General features: G+C 74.9%; 11 protein-coding genes and 1 pseudogene. 8 read left to right on the top strand and 4 right to left on the bottom strand.

Annotated features, from left to right (window positions below; genetic code table 11):
- Positions 1-26: 26 nt before the first annotated feature.
- Positions 27-3,866 (bottom strand): helix-turn-helix domain-containing protein, encoded by a 3,840-nt coding sequence (locus ACGFZP_RS24165; RefSeq protein ID WP_392936541.1) that lies wholly within the window; start codon positions 3,864-3,866, stop codon positions 27-29.
- Positions 3,867-4,133: 267 nt separating this feature from the next.
- On the opposite strand from ACGFZP_RS24165, the gene ACGFZP_RS24160 reads away from it, so the two are divergent.
- From ACGFZP_RS24160 to ACGFZP_RS24135, 6 genes and pseudogenes are all read left to right on the top strand, one after another.
- Positions 4,134-4,925, top strand: a complete 792-nt coding sequence (locus ACGFZP_RS24160; RefSeq protein WP_392936539.1) for a glycoside hydrolase family 25 protein — start codon at positions 4,134-4,136, stop codon at positions 4,923-4,925.
- Positions 4,926-4,981: 56 nt separating this feature from the next.
- Positions 4,982-5,620, top strand: a complete 639-nt coding sequence (locus ACGFZP_RS24155) for a hypothetical protein (protein WP_392936536.1) — start codon at positions 4,982-4,984, stop codon at positions 5,618-5,620.
- 272 nt (positions 5,621-5,892) lie between these two features.
- Positions 5,893-7,674, top strand: a complete 1,782-nt coding sequence (locus ACGFZP_RS24150) for a S8 family serine peptidase (protein WP_392936533.1) — start codon at positions 5,893-5,895, stop codon at positions 7,672-7,674.
- A 415-nt stretch (positions 7,675-8,089) separates the two neighbouring features.
- Positions 8,090-10,864 (top strand): AAA family ATPase, encoded by a 2,775-nt coding sequence (locus ACGFZP_RS24145; protein WP_392936531.1) that lies wholly within the window; start codon positions 8,090-8,092, stop codon positions 10,862-10,864.
- 236 nt (positions 10,865-11,100) lie between these two features.
- Positions 11,101-13,860 carry an AAA family ATPase gene (locus ACGFZP_RS24140; protein ID WP_392936528.1) on the top strand — a complete coding sequence of 920 codons (2,760 nt, stop codon included), beginning with the start codon at positions 11,101-11,103 and terminating at the stop codon, positions 13,858-13,860.
- Between the two features lie 187 nt (positions 13,861-14,047).
- Positions 14,048-14,683, top strand: a pseudogene (locus ACGFZP_RS24135) (sigma-70 family RNA polymerase sigma factor); the annotation flags it as partial.
- Between the two features lie 154 nt (positions 14,684-14,837).
- On the opposite strand, the gene ACGFZP_RS24130 reads toward ACGFZP_RS24135, so the two are convergent.
- From ACGFZP_RS24130 to ACGFZP_RS24120, 3 genes are all read right to left on the bottom strand, one after another.
- A complete protein-coding gene (locus ACGFZP_RS24130) occupies positions 14,838-15,713 on the bottom strand; it encodes a ribosome-inactivating family protein (RefSeq protein WP_392936525.1) in 876 nt (291 codons plus the stop codon).
- 105 nt (positions 15,714-15,818) lie between these two features.
- A complete protein-coding gene (locus ACGFZP_RS24125; protein ID WP_392936523.1) occupies positions 15,819-16,190 on the bottom strand; it encodes a glycoside hydrolase family 88 protein in 372 nt (123 codons plus the stop codon).
- Positions 16,191-16,380: 190 nt separating this feature from the next.
- Positions 16,381-20,190, bottom strand: coding sequence for an endonuclease/exonuclease/phosphatase family protein (locus ACGFZP_RS24120; RefSeq protein WP_392936520.1), 3,810 nt, complete (start codon positions 20,188-20,190; stop codon positions 16,381-16,383).
- A gap of 347 nt (positions 20,191-20,537) precedes the next feature.
- Here ACGFZP_RS24120 and ACGFZP_RS24115 point away from each other — a divergent pair, with 347 nt between their 5' ends.
- Positions 20,538-21,455 carry an MBL fold metallo-hydrolase gene (locus ACGFZP_RS24115; RefSeq protein WP_392936519.1) on the top strand — a complete coding sequence of 306 codons (918 nt, stop codon included), beginning with the start codon at positions 20,538-20,540 and terminating at the stop codon, positions 21,453-21,455.
- 242 nt (positions 21,456-21,697) lie between these two features.
- The gene (locus ACGFZP_RS24110; RefSeq protein ID WP_392936517.1) at positions 21,698-22,978 is read left to right on the top strand and encodes a cytochrome P450; all 1,281 of its coding nucleotides are present in this window, start codon (positions 21,698-21,700) and stop codon (positions 22,976-22,978) included.
- The last annotated feature ends 484 nt before the right edge of the window (positions 22,979-23,462 follow it).

Below are 23,462 nucleotides of genomic sequence, written 5' to 3'. Positions count from 1 at the left end.
CCGTGACGGCGCGTCGCCCCGCGCCGTCACGGGCACCCCGGCCGGTACCCCGCGCCGGGCACCAGCCGGGCCCACTCCTGCGGCCCCACCGGCGGCCGCAGCACGGCGCACACCCCGGCGGCAACCGCCCCCGCGTCCAGGCTCCACACCGGCGCCGCGCCGTTGTCACCCGCCGTCAGGACCTGCCCTCCGCCCGGCAGGAAGGCCAGACCGTTCAACGGCTGCACCGGGCCGGTGACGGTGGCCACGGGCGTCCCGGCCGCCGGATCCCACAGCCGCAGCACGCCCTGGCGGCCGACGTCCGCGACACGCAGGCCGTCCGGGGCGAACGCGAGCGCCCGGACGGTGTCCATGCCCACCGCCAACGGACCCCGGCCCAGCGGCTCCCCGTTGAACGCGTCCCACAGGCGGATCGTCCGGTCGTTGCCGGCGGTGGCCACCCGCCGCCCGTCCGGGCTGACGGCGATCCGGCGGACGTGGTCGTCGTGCATCATCCGGCTCGGCCGCGCCGTGGCCGACGGATCGCCGACGGCGAGCAGCTGCACCCGCTGCGAGTCGCAGGCGAAGGCCAGCTCGGCGCCCTCTCCGAGGAAGGCCACCGCCTGGACGGCGCCGAGCGCGGTGTGCGGGCGCGGGCGCAGCGGCGAACCGTCCGACAGACCGGTCAGCAGCCGTCCGTCCGCCGTCCCCACCGCCAGCACCGTGCCGTCCGGACCGATCCCGACGGCCGTGACCTCGGCGCCGACGGCGTGCTCGGCCAGCACCGCGCCGTCCGAGGCCCGCTGCACCCGGACCGTGCCGTCGATCCCGCCGCTCACCAGGGTGCGGCCGGCCCGGTCGAAGGCCAGGGCGGTGACGGCCCGTCCGCTCGGCGGGGAGACCGTCACCGGCCGCGCCGCGCCGCCCCCGACCTCCCACAGCGCCGTCCGGCCGTCCGCCGTCCCCACCGCCGCCCGGTCGCCGGCCGCGGCCACGGCCGTGACGGCGGGACGGTCCGGGCCGGGAGCGAGATCCGTGCCGCGCCGAAGGTCCCAGAGCAGCACACTGCCGGGCGGCGAGCTGATGCCCGCCGAGGTGACCACCGTGCGGTTGTCACCGCCCACGGCCAGCCCCAGGACGAAGGTGGGATGACCCCGCAGCTCGGCGGTGACCCGACGGGTCGCCAGATCCCAGACCCGCGCGCTCTGGTCGCCGCTGGCCGACACCAGGGTCGCGCCGTCCGGGGTCAGGCCCAGCGCGTTCACCGAGTCCAGGTGGCCCGGCAGGTCGGTGGCAGACCACTCGGACGACAGCGCGTCGTCCGCCGGCGGCCGCCACAGCCGGATCCCGCCGTGCACGTCGCCGACCGCCAGCACCCGCCCGTCGGCCGCGAACGCCAGCGAGCGGGAGTCCGGCGCGGACCCGGCGAACACCGGCTCCGGCTCGCCGCCGTCCTCCGCGGGCGACGCGTCCACGTCCCGCACCAGGACCCGGCCGTCCGTCGCCACCGAGGCGAGCCGGTGCCCGGGGCCGAAGCCCAGCCCCTGGATCACCCCGGAGTGGCCGGTCAGCGTCCGCACCGGGGGAGCGGCGCCCGCGTCCGTGCGCCAGATCCAGATCCGGCCCGGCAGGTCGGTGTCGCTGCTGCCCGCCGCCAGCAGCGCGCCGTCCTGACTGAACGCCACCCGCTTGGCCACCGTCGACCGGCCGGTGGGGCTCGGCGGCATCACCGGGGAGGGCAGCGCCTGCCGGTCGGCGACCCGCCAGAGCCGCACCCGCCGGGTCTGGTCCAGGGTGATCGCGGCGGCGAGCAGCGACCCGTCCGGGCTGAACCGCACGTCCTGCACCGGCTTGCCGACGTGGTCCTGGAGCTCGGCGACCAGCGTCCGGGTGTGCGCGTCCCAGAGCGCCACCTGCCCCTGCGAGTCGCCGGTCGCGACCAGCCGTCCGTCCGGGCTGAGCGCGAGCGCGTTGACGCCCCACTCGAACCCGCCGATCCGGCCGCTCAGATACTGCGACTGGGTGCTCAGCACCGCGTCCTCGGCCTGCCGGCGCAGCTCCGGCACCCCGGCCGTCGCCACCCGGCGCGCCTCGACGGACTGCAGCAGGGCCGCGTAGGGGTCGCGGTCGGCGCTGCGCTGCGCCTCCGAGACCAGGGCGCGGGCCAGGTTGCCGCGGTTGGCGGTGGCGGCCCGGTCCCGCTGCTGCCAGCCGAACCCGGCCGCGAGCAGGGCCGACACCAACAGCACCGCCAGCGCCGCGACCAGCCGGCGCAGCGTGCGGACCCGCCGCCGCTCGGCCGCCTGCTCCTGCGCCTCCCGGGCGGCCGCCGCGGCCAGGAACTCCCGCTCGACGCCCGTGAGCACCTCCTCGTCGGCGGCCTCGGCCGCCCACTGCCGGGCCAGCTCCAGCCGGCTGCCCCGGTAGAGCAGCGCCGGTTCGTGCCCGGCCTCGGCCCAGTGCTCCGCGTCCTGGGCGAGCTGCTGGTGCAGCCTCAGCCCGGCGCGGCCCTCCTCGATCCAGCCGCGCAGGCGGGGCCAGGCCCGCAGCAGCGCCTCGTGGGAGAGCGTCACGCCGGTGGCGTCCAGGGTGAGCAGCCGGTCGGCGGCGAAGGAGGTGAGGACGTGGTCGAGCGGGCGCGGGTCGGCGCCGGCCGCGAGCAGCCGGGAGCGCTCGGCCCGGCGGCGCGAGCACTGGCCGTCCGGCCCGAGGTGGACCAGCCGCAGCAGCACCCGGCGGGCGGTGGCCCGGGCCTCGTCGTCCAGCCGGGCCCAGGCCCGCTCGGCCGTCGCCGCGACCGAACCGTGCAGCCCGCCGATCGCCCGGTACCCGGCCAGGGTGAGGGAGCGGCCGGCCCGCTGCTGCCAGACCGCGCGCAGGGTGTGGGCGAGCAGCGGCAGGGCGCCCGGGTCGTAGGCGTCGGCGGGGCGGGCGTCGTCCAGCCCGAGGTCGGTCAGCACGAGGTCCAGCAGGCCGGGTTCGAGCTCCAGCCGGGCGGTGCGGGCGGGTGCGGTGATCGCCTCGCCCAGTTCGGCGGCGGTCATCGGCCCGAGCGCCAGCTGACCGTGCCGGACCGCCCGCAGCAGCCCTTCGTGTGCCAGGCAGTGTCCGTAGAGGTCGGCCCGGACGCCGAGCACCACCAGCCGGCTGCCGTCCGGGCCGGCCTCGCGGCAGAGCGCGTCCAGGAAGTCCCGCCGCCGACCGGGGTCGGGGCAGAGCGTGAACAGCTCCTCGGCCTGGTCGACGATCCAGACGGCGGACCGGTCCTCGGCGAGGCCGGCGAGCTGTTCCGACGGGTGGCCGGTGGGGGTCAGGACGGTGCCCGCGACGGGGCCGAGGCCGGGCAGGCCGCCGCGCCGCAGTGCGGGCAGCAGACCGGCCCGGAGCAGCGAGGACTTGCCCGCGCCGGACGGTCCGACCACCAGGACCGGCCCGCCGCGGTCCGCCAGGCGTTCGGCGAGCAGGCCGAGCAGCTCGGCGCGGGCCCGCTCGCGGCCGTGGAACCAGCGCTCGTCCTCCGCCTTGAACGAGGCGAGCCCGGGGTACGGGCACTGCCCCCGGGTGGCCAGCCGCACCAGGGCGCCCCCGGAGCGCAGCGCCTGGTCGCAGGCGCGGGCGAAGTCGGCGGTCGCGGGCTTGTCGCCGTTCTCCACCTTGCTGATGTGGCTCTTGTCGTAGTGGACCCGGCGGGCCAGGTCGGCTTGGGAGAGGCCCGCGGCGAGGCGCCGGGCGCGCAGCGCCGTCGCGAAGCCCCGCGCGTCGTCCGGCTCCTCGGCGGCGCCCTGTGCTGTGCCCTGTACATGTGCTGTGCCCTGTACAGCAGGGGGCCGTGCCGTGCCCGGTGCCCGGCTGTCCGCCTGGCCCGGTGAGTTGCTCTCCGTGTGCATCGCCGGCCCCCCGATCCGCTTCTCTCCGACCGGTCAACGACGGCGGGCGGGGCGGGTCACGGGGTGTCGGCGTTTCCCCTCGTAGGAGTGAGAAGGCCAGGTCAGACCTGTTGTCGAGGTGTCCCGCGCGGGCGACAACAGGCAACCGGTGCAAGCCCGGCCGGCCGTGGGCCAAGCTCTCACCAGGCAACGGACCGCCGACCGCCCCGGCGAAGGATCGAACGCTCCGTCACCACCTCGTGAACCACAGCAGAGGAGATCCCCCCTGTGAAGCTCCGCCTTCGTACGACGCTCTGCACGACCCTGAGAGCGGCCGCCGTCGCCGCGGTCGTGGCGGCCGCCGTCGGCACCACGGCCCTCGGGCCGGCGACGACCGCCGACGCCGCCGGCACCGGCACCGGCCAGGACCGCTACCGGGTGCGCGGCATCGACACCTACCACGGCAACCACGGCCCCCAGGAGAAGCAGGCCTTCGACTGGCCCGCGATCGCCCGCAGCGGGCAGTCCTTCGCGATGCTCAAGGCCACCCAGGGCACCGGGTTCACCGACGGCTGGTTCGCCCGGGACCTCGCCGGCGCCCGCTCGGTGGACCTGATCCGCTCCGGCTACCACTACTTCACCGCCGACCAGGACGGCGCGGCCCAGGCCGACCACTTCCTCGACGTGCTCCACCGCGAGGGCTTCACCGGCACCCACCCCGGCGAACTGCCGCCGGTCCTGGACCTGGAGCAGTGCCGGAGCGGTGGCCACCGGCTCCAGCTCGGCCAGGTCAAGGCCTTCATCGCCCGGGTCGAGCAGGCCACCGGCGCCGCGCCGATCGTCTACACCCGCAAGGGCTTCGTCGACGACTGCCTCGGCGGCACCAAGGAGCTGAGCGGCCACAAGGTCTGGCTCGCCCGCTACGGCGACACCCCGCCCGAGCCCCTGCCCGGCGCGGCCGGCTGGGAGTTCTGGCAGTACACCGACCACGCCTCGGTGCCCGGCACCGCGGGCGGGGTCGACGCCAGCGTCTTCCACGGCGACCAGGCGGCCCTGCGCCGCCTGGCCCACCTGGGCTGAGGCCCGGTCAACCCCCTTCCGCCCCACCCCTTCCACACCCCACAGGAGACATCACCGTGAACCGCATCCGCCGTTGGACCGTCCCCGCTCTCGCCGCGACCGCCCTGTTCGGCTCGCTCGCCCTGACCGGCCCCGCCGCCGCGCTCTCCACCGCGCCCGCCGCCGCACTCCCCATCGCCGCCGACACCGCCGCCGACTCCGACGCGGTGGAGAGCGCCGACGCGGTGGAGAGCGTCGACGCGGCGGACGGTCTGCGGGCGGCGCCGAGGATCACCCGCGCCGAGGAGATCAAGCGGGCGAGGGCCTGGCTGACCGCCAACGGCGGCAAGCCCGTCCCGTACAGCCAGTCGACGCACTGGAAGGACGGCTACCGCCAGGACTGCTCCGGCTTCGCCTCGATGGCGCTCAGGATCCCCAAGCCGGGTGCGAACACCGTCGCGCTGAAGAACGACGGCTGGACCAAGCCGATCCCGATGTCCGACCTGCGTCAGGGCGACCTGGTGATCAAGGCCAACAGCAACGACCCGAACCACCGTCACGTCGTCATCTTCGACGGCTGGGTGGACGGCAAGCACAACTCCTACCACTCCTACGAGCAGGCCGGCGGCGTCGGCACCCGCCACCGCGACCACGGCTACGGGCTGAAGGCCGGCGACGGCTACCACGCCTACCGCCCGGTCAACCTGGCCGACTGACACCCGGCGCCCGTCCCGCGACCCCGGCGGGGACCGATTTGCCCGGTCCCGCCGGGGTTCGGCGTGCCCGGGAGCGGCGTGCCACAAAAAGTTGACACGGCTGTGACAAATCGTCATGCGTAAAGCCTTCCCCAAATGGCCCTCCATCTGGCATGTTGCGATCAATTCCGTGCGAACCCCCTCACGCGCGGACCGATCGGAGGACGCACGTGTCACCCCTGATATCCCGGCGGATCGGTCGTCCGGCCGCAGCCTTCGCCTTTCTCACGGCCGTGGCACTGGGCGCCCCCGCGACGCTCGCCACCGCCGCCCCCGCCTCCGCACCCGTCGTCCCCGCGCCGGCCGCCCCGGCCGCCGCCCCTGCGGCGTCGCTCTCCGCAGCCTCGGCCCCCTCGCCGGTCGCTGCGGCCTGGGCCGCCGGCACCAGGGCGTACCTGGTCATCTCCGCCCCCGCCGACGTCGCCGCCGCCAAGGCCGCCGTCACCGCCAACGGCGGGACGGTCTTCTCCAGTTACGACGCGATCGGCGTGGTCGTCGCCCACTCGACGTCCGCCTCCTTCGCCGCCACCCTGCGCGGCGTCAGCGGCATCCAGAAGGTCGGGGCGACCCGCACCTCCGACGTCCCGGCCGACGCCTACAACCCGGCGCTGCCCGCCAACCCTGCCCAGTCGGCGACCACGCTCACCGAGTCCAACCGCTGGGACATGACCCAGATCAAGGCCGACCAGGCCTGGGCCGTGACCACCGGCTCGTCGAGCGTCAAGGTCGGCGTGCTCGACACCGGCGTCGACGACCAGCACCAGGACCTCGCGCCCAACTTCGACGCCGCCGACTCGGTGTCCTGCGCCTACGGCAAGGCCGACACCCGCTCCGGCGCCTGGCGCGACGTCGACACCCACGGCACGCACGTCGCGGGCACCATCGCGGCGGCGAAGAACGGCAAGGGCGTCATCGGCGTCGCACCCGGCGTCAAGATCGCCTCCGTGCGGATCGCCGAGCCGAGCAGCACCCTCTTCTTCGCCGAGAACACCGTCTGCGGGTTCGTCTGGGCCGGCGACCACGGCTTCAAGGTGACCAACAACAGCTACTACACCGACCCGTGGCAGTTCAACTGCCCGGACAACGCCGACCAGGCGGCCATCATCGAGGGCGTCAAGCGGGCCCAGGAGTACGCCGAGGGCAAGGGCTCGCTGCAGGTGGCCGCGGCCGGCAACTCCAACTACGACCTGGCGAACAAGACCACCGACAGCGAGAGCCCGAACGACTCGACCCCGGCCACCCGGACCATCACCAACGCCTGCCTCGACATCCCGACCGAACTGCCGGGCGTGGTGACCGTCGCCGCGATGGGCAGCGGCAACGTCAAGGCCTCCTACTCCAACTTCGGCAAGGGTGTCATCGACGTCGCGGCGCCCGGCGGTGACGGCTCCAACGGCGTCTACTCGACCCTGCCCGGTGGCAAGTACGGCACGAAGAGCGGTACTTCGATGGCCTCCCCGCACGTCACCGGCGTGGCCGCGCTGCTCGTGAGCGCCGACCCGACGCTCACCCCGGCCTACCTCCGCTCCCGCCTGGCCACCCAGGCCAACGACGTGGCCTGCCCCGCGTCCGACAGCCGCTGCACCGGTACCACGGCGACCAACGCCTTCTTCGGTGAGGGCCAGGTCGACGCGCTGAAGGCGGTCGGCGGCACCACCACCCCGCCGACCGGCAAGTACTTCGAGAACCTGACCGACGCGGCGATCGCCGACAACGCCACCGTGGAGAGCCCGATCGCCGTCACCGGCGTGACCGGCAACGCCCCCGCGGCGCTGAAGGCCGGCGTGGACATCAAGCACACCTACCGCGGTGACCTGGTGATCTCGCTGGTCGCCCCCAACGGCACGGTCTACCTGCTGGAGGACTTCGCGGACGGCGACAGCGCCGACAACGTGGCCAAGACCTACACCGTCAACGCCTCCGCGAGCGTGGCGAACGGCACCTGGAAGCTCCGGGTGAAGGACGGCGCCTCGGGCGACATCGGCACCGTCGACGCCTGGAACCTCACCTTCTAGCCGTGCCGCACCGACGACCCGTGCCCCGCCGCCCACCGGGTGGCGGAGCACGGGTCGTCGCGGTGGCGGGACCGTGCGCGGTAACCGAGACCTTGGGGCTCGCCGGAACGAGCCTGCTGCGCCCGGGAGTGCTGCTCGGCCGGGAGGGTACGTCGGCCGGCTGCCGTGGTGGCTGCGCCGCGCAGGGCGGGCGGATTCTCGCACCTGGTGATCCCGGGGCGGCGCACTGGAGGGCGGGCCCGGGTCCGGGCCGGTGAGCCGTGCGTGACGGGCCGCCCGCCCGCCGTGGTGATGGACCATCAGAATGCCTGCGGCGGCGCCCGGCAGGGGTTTGTCCGCTCCGCGAGGGCTGATGCATGATGGGGACGACCCGGAACGATCAGAGCCCGGACCTTGGACTGCATGGTGGTGGCGGATGGCGGGCAGCGCTCCGCGGTGCAGGCTGCGCGGCCGGCGAAGCGAGTGCGGAGTGCTGGATCAGGTGATAGCCGGGGCCCGGGAGGGCCGGGGCCAGGTCCTCGTGCTGCGCGGCGAACCGGGGGTCGGCAAGTCCGCCCTCGCGGAGTACCTGGTGGAGCGGGCGAGCGGGTGCCGCGTCCTGCGGGCGATCGGCGTCGAGTCCGAGATGGAATTGGCGTTCGCCGGACTGCACCAGCTCTGCGTGCCCCTGATGGGGCGGCTCGACCGCATCCCCGGCCCCCAGCGCGACGCCCTGTCCGTCGCGTTCGGCCTGAGCGCGGGGACCGCGCCGGACCGCTTCCTGGTCGGCCTGGCGGTGCTCAGCCTGCTGGCCGAGGCGGCGGAGGAGCAGCCGCTGGTCTGCGTCGTGGACGATGCCCAGTGGCTCGACCGGGTCTCCGCCCAGACATTGGCCTTCGTCGCCCGGAGGTTGTGGGCAGAAGGGGTGGCGCTGGTGTTCGCAGCGCGCACCCCGGCGCCCGTCGTGGGCGGCGACCCCTTCGGGGGGCTGCGCGAGATCGCGGTCCGGGGCCTGCGCGACGACGACGCGCGGGCGCTGCTGGAATCGGTGGTGCCCGGGCGGCTGGACGAGCGGGTCCGGGACCGCATCGTCGCCGAGACCCGCGGCAACCCGCTGGCCCTGCTGGAACTGACCCGGGGGCTGTCGGCGGCGGAACTGGCCGGCGGGTTCGGGCGCCCGGACGTCCGCCCGCTGGCCGGCCAGATCGAGCAGGCCTACCTGCAGCGCATCGGCGCACTGCCCGCCGCTGCCCAGCGGCTGCTGCTGGCGGCGGCCGCGGAGCCGATGGGGGACGCGCCGCTGCTGCGGCGGGTCGCCGAGCGGCTCGACCTCGGCGCGGACGCCGAGGGAGCGGTCGAGGCCGCGGGGCTGATCGAGTTCGGCACCCGGGTGCGGTTCCGCCACCCGCTGGTCCGCTCGGCGGCCTACCGCGCTGCCGACCCCACCGTGCGCCGGGACGTGCACCGCGCGCTGGCCGAGGCCATCGACCCCGCCTTCGACTCGGACCGCCGGGCGTGGCACCGCGCCCACGCGGCGGTGGACCCGGACGAGGCCCTGGCGGGCGAGCTCGAGCGGTCGGCCGGCCGGGCCCAGGCCCGCGGCGGGATCGCGGCGGCGGCGGCCTTCCTGCGGCGCGCGGCCGAACTGACGCCCGATCCGGCTCTGCGGGGCGCGCGCGCTGGTGCCGCCGCCCAGGCCGCGTTTGACGCCGGATCCCCAGACGCGGCGCTCGAACTCCTCGCCGCGGCCCAGCTCGGCCCGCTGGACGAGGCGCAGCATGCCCGACTGGTCCGGCTCCGCGCCCAGGTCGCCTTCGCCCGCCGGCGCGGCGGAGAGGCGCTGCCTCTGCTGCTCGACGCGGCCGGCCGGCTGGCGCGGGCCGGGGACGCGTTCGCGCGCGAGGCGTACCTGGACGCCCTCGGATCGGCGGTCTTCGCCGGCCGCCTGGGCCGGCAGATCGGGGTGCGGGAGGTCGCCGAAGCCGCCCGCACGGCACCGCCCGGGGTGCTGCCCGCACGGCCCACGGACCTTCTCCTCGACGGCTTGGCGGCCTGGTTCCTCGACGGCTGCGCCGAGGGCGGGCCGCTGCTGCGGTCCGCCTTGGGGGCTTTCCGCCAGGCCGCCGTCGGCGAGAGCGGCGACGCCATGCGCTGGCTCTGGCTGACCTGGCTGGTCGCCGGGGAGCTGTGGGACGACGAGGCATGGCACTGGATGACCGAGCAAGCGGTCCGCTCGGCCCGCGAGGCCGGCGCCCTCAACGTCCTCCCCCTGGCGCTCGGCTACCGGGCCGCCCTGTCCGTGCACGCCGGCGACTTCGACCTCGCGGCGGCGCTCATCGACGAGGCCGACACCATCGCGGAGGTGGCCGGCCACTCGCCGATGGCGTACCCCGCGCTCCTGCTGACGGCCTGGCGCGGCGACGACGCGCGGGCCGCCGAGGTGATCCGCAGCGCCGCCCGGGACGCGAACTCATGGGGCGAGGGTCGCGCGATCGGCCTGGAGCACTACCTCCTCGCTGTCCTCCACAACGGCCTCGGCCGCTATCAGGACGCCCTGGCCCACGCGGAAGGGGCCGTTGCGCACGAGGACCTGGCCGTCCACGGCTTCGCCCTCGCCGAACTCGTCGAGGCGGCCGTCCGCGCCGACGCCCCCGAGCGGGCCGCGGCGGCCCTGCGTCGGCTGGAGGACCGCGCCGGGGCGGCCGGCACCGACTGGGCCCTCGGCGTGCTGGCCCGCTCGCGCGCCCTGCTGGACGACGGCCCGGGTGCCGACCGGCTCTACCGCGAGGCCCTGGCCCGCCTCGAACGCAGCCGCATCGTCGTCCACCTGGCCCGTACCCACCTGGTGTACGGCGAGTGGCTGCGCCGCGAGAACCGGCGCGGCGACGCGCGCGGGCACCTGCGCACCGCCCACGACCTGCTGCGGGGGTTCGGCGCGAAGGCCTTCGCCGAGCGCGCCCGGCGCGAACTGCTGGCCACCGGCGAGACGGTCCGGCCGCGCCCCGCCGACGCGGGCGGGGCGCGGCGCGAGGCCCTCACGGCCCAGGAGGGCCAGATCGCCCGCCGGGCCGCCGACGGCCTGACCAACTCCGAGATCGGCGCCGAACTCTTCATCAGCCCCCGCACTGTGGAATGGCACCTGGGCAAGGTGTTCACCAAGCTCGACGTCAAGTCCCGCAACCGGCTCCGCGCCGCCCTGGCCGACGCCTGAAGGCCCGCCCTCCCCGGACCCCTGGGAGCCCCGGGGGACACCCGGGGGTCGACCCGGGGTTCCCCGGGCGCCGGCTGGCGGGCCGGGGCGGCAGGGTGGGCCCGGCGGCGCCGACCGGCGCCGCGTGCGAGCGCGGCCGCCCTCGGGGACGGCACCGTGGTCCGCGCCGGGAACGACCGCGCGCCGGGCCCGGGGACCCGGGTCCGGCGGGGACCGAAGTGGAGGCCGGCCGGCCGATGAATCAGGAGATGCTGGGGCGCAGCCGCGAGTGCGGGGCACTGGAGGAACTGCTCGACGCCGTGCGCGGCGGCGGGAGCCGGGTCCTGGTGCTCCGCGGCGAGCCGGGCGTGGGGAAGACCAGACTGCTGGAGCACGCCGCCGCCGGGGCGCGGGGACTCCGGACCGCCCGGGTCACCGGCGTCCAGTCCGAGATGGAGCTCCCGTACGCCGGGCTCCACCAGCTGTGCGCCCCGTTCCTGGACCGGCTCGGCCGCCTGCCGGCCCCGCAGCGCGACGCGCTGGGCACCGCGTTCGGCCTGACCGCGGGCACCCCGCCGGATCGCTTCCTGGTCGGCCTCGCCGTGCTCAGTCTGCTCGCCGACGCCGCCGGACAGGACCCGCTGCTCTGCCTCGTCGACGACGCCCAGTGGCTGGACGAGGTCTCCGTGCAGACGCTGGCCTTCGTCGCCCGGCGCCTGCTCGCCGAGCGGATCGGCCTGGTCCTCGCCGTGCGCGAGCCGTCCCTGGAGCCCCGGTTCACGGGGCTGCCGCAGCTCACGGTCGGACGGCTCGGCGACAGCGACGCCCGCGCCCTGCTGGACTCCGTGGTCCCGGGCCGGCTCGACGAGCGCGTCCGCGACCGCATCGTCGCCGAGACCCAGGGCAACCCCCTGGCCCTGCTCGAACTGCCCCGCGGGCTCGGCCCCGAGGAACTGGCCGGCGGCTTCGGACGCCCCGACGCGCGGTCGCTGGTCGGGCAGATCGAGCAGAGCTTCCTGCACCGGATCCAGGCCCTGCCGCCCGCCGCCCGGCACCTGCTGCTCCTCGCCGCGGCCGAACCGGTCGGGGACGTCGCCCTGCTGGCCGAGGCCGCCGCCCTGCTGGGCATCGAAGACTCCGCCGCCCCGTCGGCCGAAGCCGCGGGCCTGGTCACGATCGGCACCCGGGTGCGGTTCCGGCACCCCGTGGTGCGCTCGGCGGCCTACCGGGCCGCCGCGCCCGAGGCCCGGCAGCAGGTGCACCGGGCCCTGGCCGAGGCGACCGACCCGGACACCGACCCCGACCGCCGCGCCTGGCACCTCGCCAACGCCACCGCGGGGCCCGACGAGGAGGTCGCCGCCGAACTGGAGCGCTCCGCAGGCCGGGCGCAGGCCCGCGGCGGGGTCGCGGCCGCCGCCGCGTTCCTGGAACGGGCGGCCGAGCTCACCCCCGACCCGGCCGCCCGCGCCGTCAGGGCCCTGGCGGCCGCCCAGGCCAAGTACCAGGCCGGCGGCTACGACACCGCGCGCGAACTGCTGGACGCCGCCGCCCTCGGCCCGCTGGACGAGCGCCGGCTCGCCCAGGCGGACCTGCTGCGCGGGCGGATCGTGTTCGCCTCCCAGAACGCCGGCAGCGCCCTGCCGGTGCTGGTGCGGGCCGCCGGCCGCCTGGAGGCGCTGGACACCGGACTCGCCCAGCAGACCTACCGTGACGCGCTGCACGCCGCCCTCATCATCGACCGGCCGCCGAGCGGCGCCGCGCTGGCCGACATCGCCCGGGCCGCGCTCGCCGCACCGCCCGGGCCGCCCCCGGAGCGCAACGACCTGCTGCTGCGCGGCCTGGCCGCGATGACGGTCGACGGTTACCGGGCGGGCGCGCCCACGGTGCTGCGCGCCCTGGGCGCTCTGTGTACCGAGGAGGTCTCCGCGGAGGAGGGCCTCGGCTGGTTCCCGCTCGCCGCTCGGATGGCCTTCAACGTCTGGGACTTCGACAGCAACACAGTGCTCTCCTCGCGCCTGGTCGAGCTGGCCCGCGGGACGGGCACGCTGTCGGTGCTGCCGTCGGCCCTGCTGCAACTCGTCTCCAACCGCGTCCTGGCCGGCGAACTCGACCACGCGGACGCGCTCATCGCCGAGGCGCAGGCGATCGGCGAGGCCACCGGCAGCCGCTACCTCGCCCACTACGCCTCCCTGGTGACCGAACCGTGGAGGGGCCGGGAGGCCGAGGTGCTCAGGGCGACCGACGCCATGGCCCGGGACGCCGGCCCCCACCGGGGCAGGCCGGGCGACGTCCCCGGCTCCGGCGAGTGGGCGAAGGCCGTGCTGTACAACGGGCTCGGCCGCTACGAGGACGCCTGCGCCGCCGCCGAACGCGGCGCGGAGAGCCTCCAGGAGCTCGGCCTCGCGATCAGGTCGACGGTCGAGCTCGTCGAGGCCGCCGCCCGCAGCGGCCGGCCGGCCCGCGCCGCCGAGGCGGCCCACCGGGTCGCCGACCTGGCCCGGGCCAGCGGCACCGACTGGGCGCTCGGCACCTCCGCCATGGTGCGCGCCCAGGTGAACGCGGGAGCGGCCGCCGAGGCCCTCCACCAGGAGGCCGTCGAACGCCTGGGCCGCACCGGGGTCCGGATCACCCACGCCCGGGCCCACCTGCTCTACGGCGAGTGGCTGCGGCGGGAGAACCGCCGGGCCGACGCCCGCGAGCACCTGGGCACCGCCTACCAGATGCTGAGTCGGATCGGGGTCGAGGGCTTCGCGGAGCGCGCGTGGCGGGAGCTGCGCGCCACCGGCGCGACGGCGCCCCGGCGCCCGGCCGAGTCACGGACCGCGCTCACCGCCCAGGAGACCCAGATCGCGCGCCTGGCCGAGGGCGGGATGACCAACCCCGAGATCGGGGCCCAGCTGTTCCTCAGCCCGCACACGGTGGAGTGGCACCTGCGCAAGGTGTACACGAAGCTCGGCGTCACCTCCCGCAAGCAGCTCGGCGGCGCCCTGCTCGACAGCGCGGCGGCCACGGCCTGAGCCCGCGCCCGAGCCCCGGTTCCCGCCGACGGGGTGCCCGCCCCGGTACCCCCGGGGGTGCCCGCCCCGGTACCCCCCGGGGCGGCGGACCAGGCACCTTCCGGGGCGTCACGGCGGGGGCCGCGGCGGGAGCGTGTTCCCCGGGGGCATCGACGGATGCCGCAGGCGAAACGGAGCCGTGATGAGCATGTTGACAGACCTGCCCGGGACGCGTCCGGACACCCGGCCGCCCGCCGGCGAGGCCACCCTGGACGAGGCCGCGGCCGCCTTCGAGGGGCTGCGGCCCCGCCTCTTCGGCGCCGCGTACCGGATCCTGGACAGCGCGGTCGAGGCGGAGGACGTGGTCCAGGACGTGTGGCTGCGCTGGCAGCTGACCGACCGCTCGGCGGTGGTCAGCCCCGCGGCGTTCCTGTCCCGCGCCACCACCCGGCTGGCCCTCAACGTGGCCCAGTCCGCCCGGACGCGCCGCCAGACCCCGCTCGGCCCCTGGCTGCCCGAGCCCGTCGACACCGGCAGCGACCCCGAGGCCGGCGTGCAGCGGGCGGAGGAGCTGGCGTCCGCGCTGCTCGTGGTCCTGGAGCGGCTGACGCCCACGGAGCGGGCGGTCTACATCCTGCGCGAGGCCTTCGAGTACGCCAACGCCGACATCGCCGCGATGCTGCGCCTCAGCGCCGTCAACGTCCGCCAGATCACCAGCCGGGCCCGCCGCCGCCTGGCCGCCGAGCAGCGGGGGACCGCCGACCCGACGGAGCACCGGCGGCTGCTGGCGGCCTTCGTCGCGGCCGCCCGGGCCGGGGACACCGCCGCCCTGGAATCGCTGCTGGCGGCGCGGTGAACGGGGCCTCCGCAGCGGCTCCGGGCACCGCCGGAACCGCACCGCCCCACCTGCGGCGCAACGGGCGGAGCGGAGGCGGCCCGTTGTGCCGACCCCGCTCCGCCCGTCCGCCCCGGCTGCCGCCGGGAGGCCCGCGGGCCCGCTATCGGCGGATCACCCGCAGGTGGTCCCGGACGTCCTGCCAGGTGGCGAACGTGCCCACGCCGTTGACGGTCAGGGGAGGCGTGGACGGGACGGTGGTGATGTCGATCGCGAACTTGGAGATGGATCCCCAGGCGCCGCGCAGCGCCCGCAGCCGGGGGTTCGATATCTCGAAGAAGGCGCCGCCGTTGCGCCCGGCGACGACCGCGTCCCAGGTGTCGCGGAAGTCGGTGAACCGGGCCGCCTCGGAGAAGGCGCCGATCAGCTTGATCAGCGCCCGGGCGACGGTGGCCCGGCCGGCGGCCTCGCCCAGCTGCTGGTCGGCCCTGCCGACGGTCTCGGCCGAGCCGATGAATCCGTTCAGCCACTCGATCGACGGCTCGTCCCCGGCGGTGGAGACGAGCGAGCCGTAGCTGCCGCCGAAGGCCAGCGTGTTCACCTGGCCGCCGCGGCCCATCTCGGTGCGCACGTTCTCCGAGGCGTCGTTGAACGCGTACAGCTTGCCGCTCTTGGTGCGGAAGCCGCCGACGTAGAGGTTCGCCGGGTTGAAGTAGAGGCTCGACAGCTCGTTGCCGTCGCGGTCCTGGATGCGCAGGGCGATCAGGCCGGGCGGCGTCGCCTGGGTGAGGTAGACGTCGTCGTCGCGGAACTGCCGCCCCGCCGCCTGGCGGAGGCGGATGAGCGCCGTGTGGTACCCGGCGACGTTGCCCCCGGTGTAGTTGTGGTCGAGCTTCACCTCCACGACCTTGGTGGTGCCGTCGGGCGTGTCCGCCCGGGCCGGGGACGCGGCCCCGAGGCCGGGGACGGCGACCGCGGCGGCCACGGCGAACGCCAGCAGGGCGCGGACCCCGCGGCGCTTGAGAACTGTTGTCGTCATTCGGTGCTCCCGATGGGTGGTGCCGGCCCGAGGGCCCGGCGTCGGAGGGGGCGTTCCCGCTCCCGCAGAGGAAGACCGGGAACGCCCCCGTTCTGTGACAAACCGTCAGTGATCGGTCAGTCGGGCCACTTCGGAGCCCGCCAGCAGGAAGGCGCCGACCCCGAAGTCCGCGGTGGATCCGTAGCCGACGGGCTGGTTGGACTCCGGCCGGTCGCCGACGCCCTGCACCCAGCCCAGCCGCCCGTCCGGGTGGACCGCGTCGCGCACCAGCGCGTTCCAGCCCCGGGCGAGGACCGGCAGGTACGCGGCCCGGTCGATCACGCCCGTGCGGATGGCGAACGCCAGGCCGAAGCAGAACAGGGCCGTGCCGCTGGACTCCTTGCCCGGCAGGTGCGCCGGATCGCCCAGGGAGGGGCTCCAGAAGCCGTCGGGCGCTGCGAGGCGAGCAGGCTGCGGCTCACGCCCTGCGTGTTCCACCGGTACTCCGGCGCCCGCTTGTCGGCTCGGCAGGACGTCCGCCGCGGATGCCTCCGCGGCGGCGCCGGCCCGCGTTCGCGGGGCGGGGGAGCGCCGCGGCCAGCGGGAGCGCGGCGGCGGCCCGCAGGACGTCACGTCGTCGCACGCCGCCGCCTCCGTCCGCCGGGCCGCGGGTGCTGCCTCGGGTCGTTCACTGGGGGATCTCCTTCCAGGTCCACAGGTCCGCGGCGGTGAGGCTCTCGGTCACGGCGAGCCCCCGGGCGTTCCCGCGCGAGGTGAGGTAGAGGCGCTGGCCGGTGGCCGTGCGCTGGGTCAGCCGCACGCCCGCGGTGGCGTGCCGGTCCGGCGTGTCGGTGCACCACAGGTAGCTGGGGTGGTCGGGGCGGAACGGGTCGAGCGTCAGGAGCGCCTCGTGCCGGGGGTACGGGTCGGAGGCAGAGGTGTTGACGTACCTCCCGTTGTTGACGAGGTAGTAGCAGTAGTCCTCGCCGATCCGGTCCGCGGAGACGGTGGTGAACTGCTCGCGGGCGCCGTTGCCGTCGACCACCAGGTCCAGCGGGAGGCCGGTGCCGGTGCCGGTCGGCACGCCGACCACCAGGTCCTGAGGATCGTCGTCCTGCCGCAGCAGCTCGTCCACGTCCAGCGCCTCGACTTCGGGCTCCTGGAAGAACCACCGCTGGGAGGCGTCCTCCGAGTCGAAGTCGCGGAGCATCACCTCCTCTCCCTCGGGCCCGTCGACGGCGGCGAGCACCTGCGCGGTCTCGGCGTTCAGCACGACCCAGGTGCCGTCGCCCATGTCGATGACGCTCCAGATCTGCGTGAGCCCCTGGTCGCCTTCGGGCAGCAGCACCGCGGGCGTGCTGAGCAGGCCGAACTCCTGGCTCAGGTAGGTGCGGGTCATCCGGTGCAGGATGCGGAACTGGTCCGGGTGGTCGGCGGCCGGCTCGAACACGAGGGTCTCCATGTCGCGGTTGCCCCGGTTGAGCGGCCGGGTGCCGAGCGTCCGGCCGCTGCCGCCCGTGCCGCCGCCGGGCTTGCTGCTGGGGTAGGGCGCGTAGGTGCTCTTGGCGGAGCGGGCGGTGCGGTCCCCCTTCGGCTTCCTCTTCTTGGGGGCCGGCGTCGGCGTCGGCAGCGGATCGCCCGGTGTGGGGGAGAGCGTGAAGGCGACGGGGTAGTGGTCCGAGGTCCGCACGGACTCGACCCGGTCGGCGCTGGTGAGGTACACCTGTGGTTCGGGTCCAAAACGCGCCGGGATCGCCCCGAAGTCGTAGTTCCCCGGGGGCTGGTCGCCGTTGACCGGGTAGGTGTGGTCCCGAGCCCCCTGGACGTCCCACAGCCTGCTCATCGTCCGGCGGAAGGTGCCGAGATCGGTGTTGAAGTCGCCGAAGACGGCGGTGGGCAGCCCCTGCGGTGAGGCCACCCGGGACCTGATGGTGTTGAGCAGGCCGGTGGCGTTCGCGCCGCCGCCGGTGTCCATGTGCACCGTGAAGTAGATCGTTCCGCCGACCCGCACGCCGAGCGCCGGCCGGGAGAGGCCGGTCCCGAGCGAGGGAACGACGAAGATCCGCCCGGCGCCGGTGGGGTCGTCGGGGTCGATGGCCCGCTCCCGGGTCCAGACGGCCAGGTTCATCTGGCCGACTCCCGTGGTGTTGGTGTCCGTCTGCAGCCAGTACAGGTAGCCGTTCACGCCGTTCAGGGTGCGCCGGTACTCGCGGACGGGGGGCGTGTCGATGACCTCGCCCGCGGCGTTCCGCCGCTGGTACGCGGTCTGCTCGATGTCGATGCGTTCGGCGTTGATCCCCAGCGGGAAGGGCGGGGCGCCGGCCTCCTGCAGGAGGATCACGTCGGGCCGGTGGGTGGCGGCCATGTCCTCCAGACTCGTCCGCCACTTGTCGGAGTTGTTGTTCGACCCCGTGATGTACCGGCCGCGCATGTTCCAGGTGATCACCTTGCGATCGCCGTCGGCGCGGGGGTCGAGTTCGTCGCCGGTGTACCGCAGGAACAGGGAGTGCCGCTTGCCCACGTCGAGCGGCACCACCCCCGCCCCGGTGTAGTCCAGGGTCTCCCGGCCGGTCCAGTCGGCGATGGCCTGCCCGCTCTGGCCGAGCGGCTGGAAGCGGTCCGGGTCCTGGCTGTCGGAGCCGAACTGGAAGGCGGTGCCGGTCCGGGTGCCGTAGGGCCCGTACGGCTCGAACGGGCCGCCCGGGACGGTCTGTTTGAGCATGGTGTTGTTGTAGAAGACGTTCTGCGGCCCTGAGGAGCCGGACCACTTCCCCGCCTTGGGGCCGGCCGCCCACCAGATCGGGTACCACGTCCCCTCGTCCATCTCGCCGCCCTCGCCGCCGCAGTTGGCCTGGCAGCTGCCCGAGCGGTGCTCGTACGGGATCCGCAGGGTGTTCTGCTCGAAGAGGTTGTTGTGCTCCCAGCCGCCGTGCAGGTTGAGGTCGGAGTCGAGGTCGTTGCGGAAGGCGACGTTGCCGCCGGCCGACCACTGGAAGGTGAAGTGGCGCAGGTTGCGGCTGACGTTGTGGGCCCACAGGGAGTCCCAGACACGGCTGCCGCGCAGGTAGCCGTTGCCGCCCTTGCCCTTGTTCCAGGCGCCGTCGAAGCTGTTGCGCTCGATCTGCAGGTTGCGCGCGTTCTCCGTGACGATCGGGTGCGAGCCGGTCATCTCGGCCTTCAGGCCGCGCGCCCAGCTGTTCGCGGCCCACTTGAAGACGATGCCGTGCATCGCGTACTCGGGCGCCAGGTTGCCGTAGTTGTGCACGGCCTGCTCGGGCGTCAGCCGGTAGGTCTCCTGGCCGCCGATCTTGGGCAGGCCGTTCATGTCCTGGGTGAAGGCGAAGTCCTCGAAGCCGACGCCTTCGACGGTCCTCAGCGGGGTGATCTTGCTGGCGTACGGGGTGCCGCTGCCGTTGATCGGCGGGGAGCCGTCCGACTCGGAGTTCACCGGCAGGTCCCACTCCAGCGCGCGGTCCAGGGTGACCGTCCTGGCCGTGGCGTCGACGCGGACGACCTTGAACATCTGCTGGCGCATGTGGAGCGCCTCGATCATGCTCGGGTCGGTGATGCCCTGCTGCGCGTAGAAGTTCCTGCTGTTGGCCGCACCGACCCAGGCGTAGCCGCCGGTCCGGAACTTCTTCATGTCGGCCTTGGCGTCCAGGCGCACGACGGACGACCCCTTCCGGGCGGAGTAGCCCGGGTCGCCGTCCCGGGCGGCCAGCTTCAGGCCGGAGACCCAGTGCTGGTTGACGCTGCCCTCGAAGATGTCCTTGCGCATGGGGACGGTCGTGGCCGCCTCCCAGTCGTCCTGGTACCGGGCCGCGACCTCCCGGGTCTGGACCCGGAACATGCCGCGCCCCGGCCAGATCCAGCCGCCCGTGCCGACGTCGCCGCCGGTCCCGGCCACCATGGAGTCCTGGTCCCAGCGGCCGTTGGCCACCTGGTCGTACCGGGTGCCGAGGTCGGGCCGGAAGACCAGCCGGGTACCGCCCGCGCCGGAGCCCTTCCCCCGGAGGGTCAGGAAGCCGGCGTCGACGTAGACCTGCCGGGACAGGTCGATCCGGCCGGCGGGCAGTTCGATGAGGGAGAGGCGGTTGAAGTCGGCCTTGGGCGAGCACTGGGCCTTGATGTCGTCGATCGCCCGCTGCAGGCCGGCGGTGTCGTCGGCCCCGTCGTCCGCACGCACCCCGTAGGCGGCGGCGAGCTCCTGCGGCGAGATGCGGCAGGCGGCGTCCTCGGTGAGGGCCGACTCGCCGCGCGGCAGGTCCTGCCCGCCCCGGTAGCCGACGCGCGACCAGTCCGGCATGCCGATCGGCGGGGAGGTGCGGTTGGCGTAGCTGAGGTCCGGCTCCTCCGCGGCGGAGGCGGCCTCGGACGCCGCTGCCGGGGCGGAGACCGCCGGTGGGGCGGGTGCCGGGGCCGCGGTGGCCAGTTCCGGTGCTGCGAGGGGGATCACCAGGGCGGCCAGTAGGGCCGCCGCTGGTCGGAGGTGTTTCACGTGGCCTCGTTTCCTGCGTCGTCGTGCCGTCGGCATGGGCGCGGCGGGCCCGGGCCTGAGGCCGCCCCGGGCGGCCCGCCGCCGGAGCGGCCGCCCCGCCCGGCCGGGCTCGCCCGTGCCGGGTACCGGGGCGTCCGTTCCCATGCAGGAAGACCGGGCTCGCACCCCATCTGTGACACCTCGTCGCTTCGGCTCAGGCCGCGGTCGACGGTGTGCTGTGGCGGCTTCGGACCGGGGGGGCTGTCACAGACCGGACCGCTGGCCGGTCTGTATGGATGACTGGACGGCGCAGCCCACGGTGGCGCCGTCGAGGCCTCCGGTTGGCGCCCTTCGTAAGGAGAACACCCATGACCCAGGTCAACCTCGCCCGCCCCGACGCGCCGGGACGCGACGAACCGGTCCCGTCGCGCTACGCGTTGAAGGTCGGCGACATCGACGTGCTGGTGATCAGCGACGGGGTGCTGCCGATCTCCCCCACGACGCTGGCCACCAACGCCGCCCCGGCCGACCTGAAGGCCTGGCTCGGCGACATGTACCTGCCGCTGGAGTCGATCAACTGGCCGCTGAACGTGTCCGTGGTGCGCAGCGGCGGCCGGACCGTCCTCGTCGACTCCGGCCTGGGGACGGAGTTCCCGGGCTTCCCGCGGGCCGGGCAGCTGGCCGCGCGACTGGACGCCGCCGGGATCGACCCCGCGTCGGTGACCGACGTGGTGCTCACCCACCTGCACATGGACCACATCGGCGGGCTGCTCGTCGAGGGGCTGCGGGGTCGGCTGCGTACCGACCTGCGGGTCCACCTGGCCGCGGCCGAGGCCGAGTTCTGGGCGGCGCCCGACTTCTCCCGCACCGACATGCCCGCACCGGTGCCGGACGTGCTCCGCACGACCGCCTCGCGGTTCCTCGATCTGTACCGCGGCCAGTTGCGGCCCTTCGAGCGGGAGTACGAGGTGGCGCCGGGCGTCCTGATCCACCGCACCGGCGGTCACACCCCCGGCCACAGCATCATCCGCCTGGAGTCCGGCGGTGACCGGCTGACGTTCGCGGGCGACGCCGTGTTCCAGTGCGGGGACCGGAAGCCCGAGTGGCACAACGGCTTCGATCACGATCCCGAGGAGTCGGCCCGCATCCGGACCCGGCTCCTGACGGAAATGGCGGCGACCGGCGAGCAACTGATGGCCAGTCACCTGCCCTTCCCGTCCGTCTGTCACGTGGCGGATGCCGGCAGCGGCACGTTCCGCTTCGTGCCGGTGGTCTGGGACTACTGACCGCCCGACCCGGACGCCCCCGCCGTGCGCAGGAGGTCGACCCCGCCGACCTCCTGCGCACGGTGTGCCCGCGCCTGGGTTTCCGGTACGGGCCGCGCGGTCGTCGCGTCCGTGTACGGCTCGGTCGTCGACTCGCCCCGCGGGCGAGCGAGAAGCCCGGCTCAGCGGTGCACGGGCCCGCATTCTTCTCCGACGCGCGGCGGACGACCGCGCACTCGTACCGCATCGACTGGAGGGCCCCTGTGGAGCACCTCGTACCGGACCCGAACACGCCGGACCCGAATGCGCCGGACCCGATCGTGCTCGACCCGACCGGCCGTGCCCGTGAGGCCGAGACCGCCGAGCTGTTCGCACGCGGTCCGGCCACACCGGTCGACATCCTGGGCGTCCGGGCCTGGTCGGTGTCCGACCCCGTGCTGCTGGAGGAACTGCTCAAGGATCCCCGGGTCTCCAAGGACGGCCTGCTGCACTGGCCCGCATTCGACGAGGCGGTGCGGACCTGGCCGCTGGCACTGTGGGTGAGCGTGCGCAACATGTTCAACGCGCACGGCGCCGACCACCGGCGGCTGCGCCGACTGGTGAGCAACGCCTTCACGCCCCGCCAGGTCACCGCGATGACGGCGCGCATCGAAGAGCTGACCGACGCCCTGCTGGACGACCTGGCCGCGAGCGCCCCCGGCGAGGTGGTGGACCTGCGCGACCGTTTCGCCCATCCGCTGCCGATCCGGGTCATCTCCGAGCTGCTGGGCCTGCCGCACGAGGTGACCGAGGGCTTCCGGGGAGTGGTCGACAAGGTGTTCTCCACCACCCTCACCCCCGAGGAGGCGGCGGCCAACGCAGCGGCGTTCCAGGCCCTGCTGGAGGAGCTGATTGCCGTCAAGCGCCGCGTGCCGGGCGACGACATGACCTCCCTGCTGATCGCCGCCCGCGACGCCGAGTCCGACGGCGGCTCCGGCGCACTGAGCGAGGAGGAGCTGCGCGACACCCTTCTGCTGATCGTCACGGCCGGCTACGAGACCACCGTGAATCTGATCGACAACGGCATCACCGACCTGCTCACCCACCCCGACCAGCTCGCCCTGGTGCGCGCGGGCGAGGCCGGCTGGGACGACGTGGTGGAGGAGGCGCTGCGCCGCAACGCGCCGCTCGCCCACCTGCCGCTGCGCTTCGCGGTGGAGGACATCGAGCTGCCCGGCGGGGTGACGGTGCGCCGGGGCGAGCCGATCCTGGGCAGCTACGCGGCCGCAGGACGCCACCCGGCGCGTTACGGAGACAGTGGCGCCGCGTTCGACGTCACCCGGCTGGTCAAGGACCACCTCGCCTTCGGGCACGGTCCGCACTTCTGCCTCGGCGCGCCGCTGGCCCGACTGGAGGGGCGCACCGCGCTGAGCAGGCTGTTCGCGCGATTCCCCGGCCTCGCGTTCGCCCCGGACGCGCGGCTGGAGCCGGTCGACTCGCTGATCTCCAACGGGCACCGCACGCTGCCGGTGCTGCTCGGCGAGCAGGCGCCGGCCGCTTCCTGACGGGCCGGCCCCGGCCTCCCGCCCCGCGCCCTTGCACGAGTGGGCCGGCCCGCCCGGCGCAGCGAGCGGGAGGATACGAGGACGGGCCTTCGGACCTGGTCGGCAGGCCGGTGACGGCGGCTTGCCGCACTCGCCAGGAGTCTTCGGCGAGGAGGAATCTGCGCTTCCTTCCTGTTCTCCGCCGACGAGACCGCCGACGAGACCGCCGACGTCGGCCAGGACGCCGGCACCCCCGTGGCACCGGAGTACGACAGCCCGAACGGTGCCTTCACAGGCGACATCCACTGGGTCCAGATCGACACCGAACCCGGTGGCCCCGACCACCTCATCCAGCCCGAGGAACGGCTCCGGGCAGCGGGGCACGGGCCGTCGGTGCGACCGGGGCCGCTGCCGCGGGGCCGGACGACAGGGCGTCCACGCTTGTCCGATACATGACCGTCACGCGAAATTCACAGGCCGGTGTCTACTCGCATAGAGGGCGGTG

Origin of the sequence: Kitasatospora sp. NPDC048239, assembly GCF_043202015.1 — a bacterium.
Classification (GTDB): domain Bacteria; phylum Actinomycetota; class Actinomycetes; order Streptomycetales; family Streptomycetaceae; genus Kitasatospora.
This window is presented reverse-complemented; position numbering and strand designations above follow the sequence as displayed.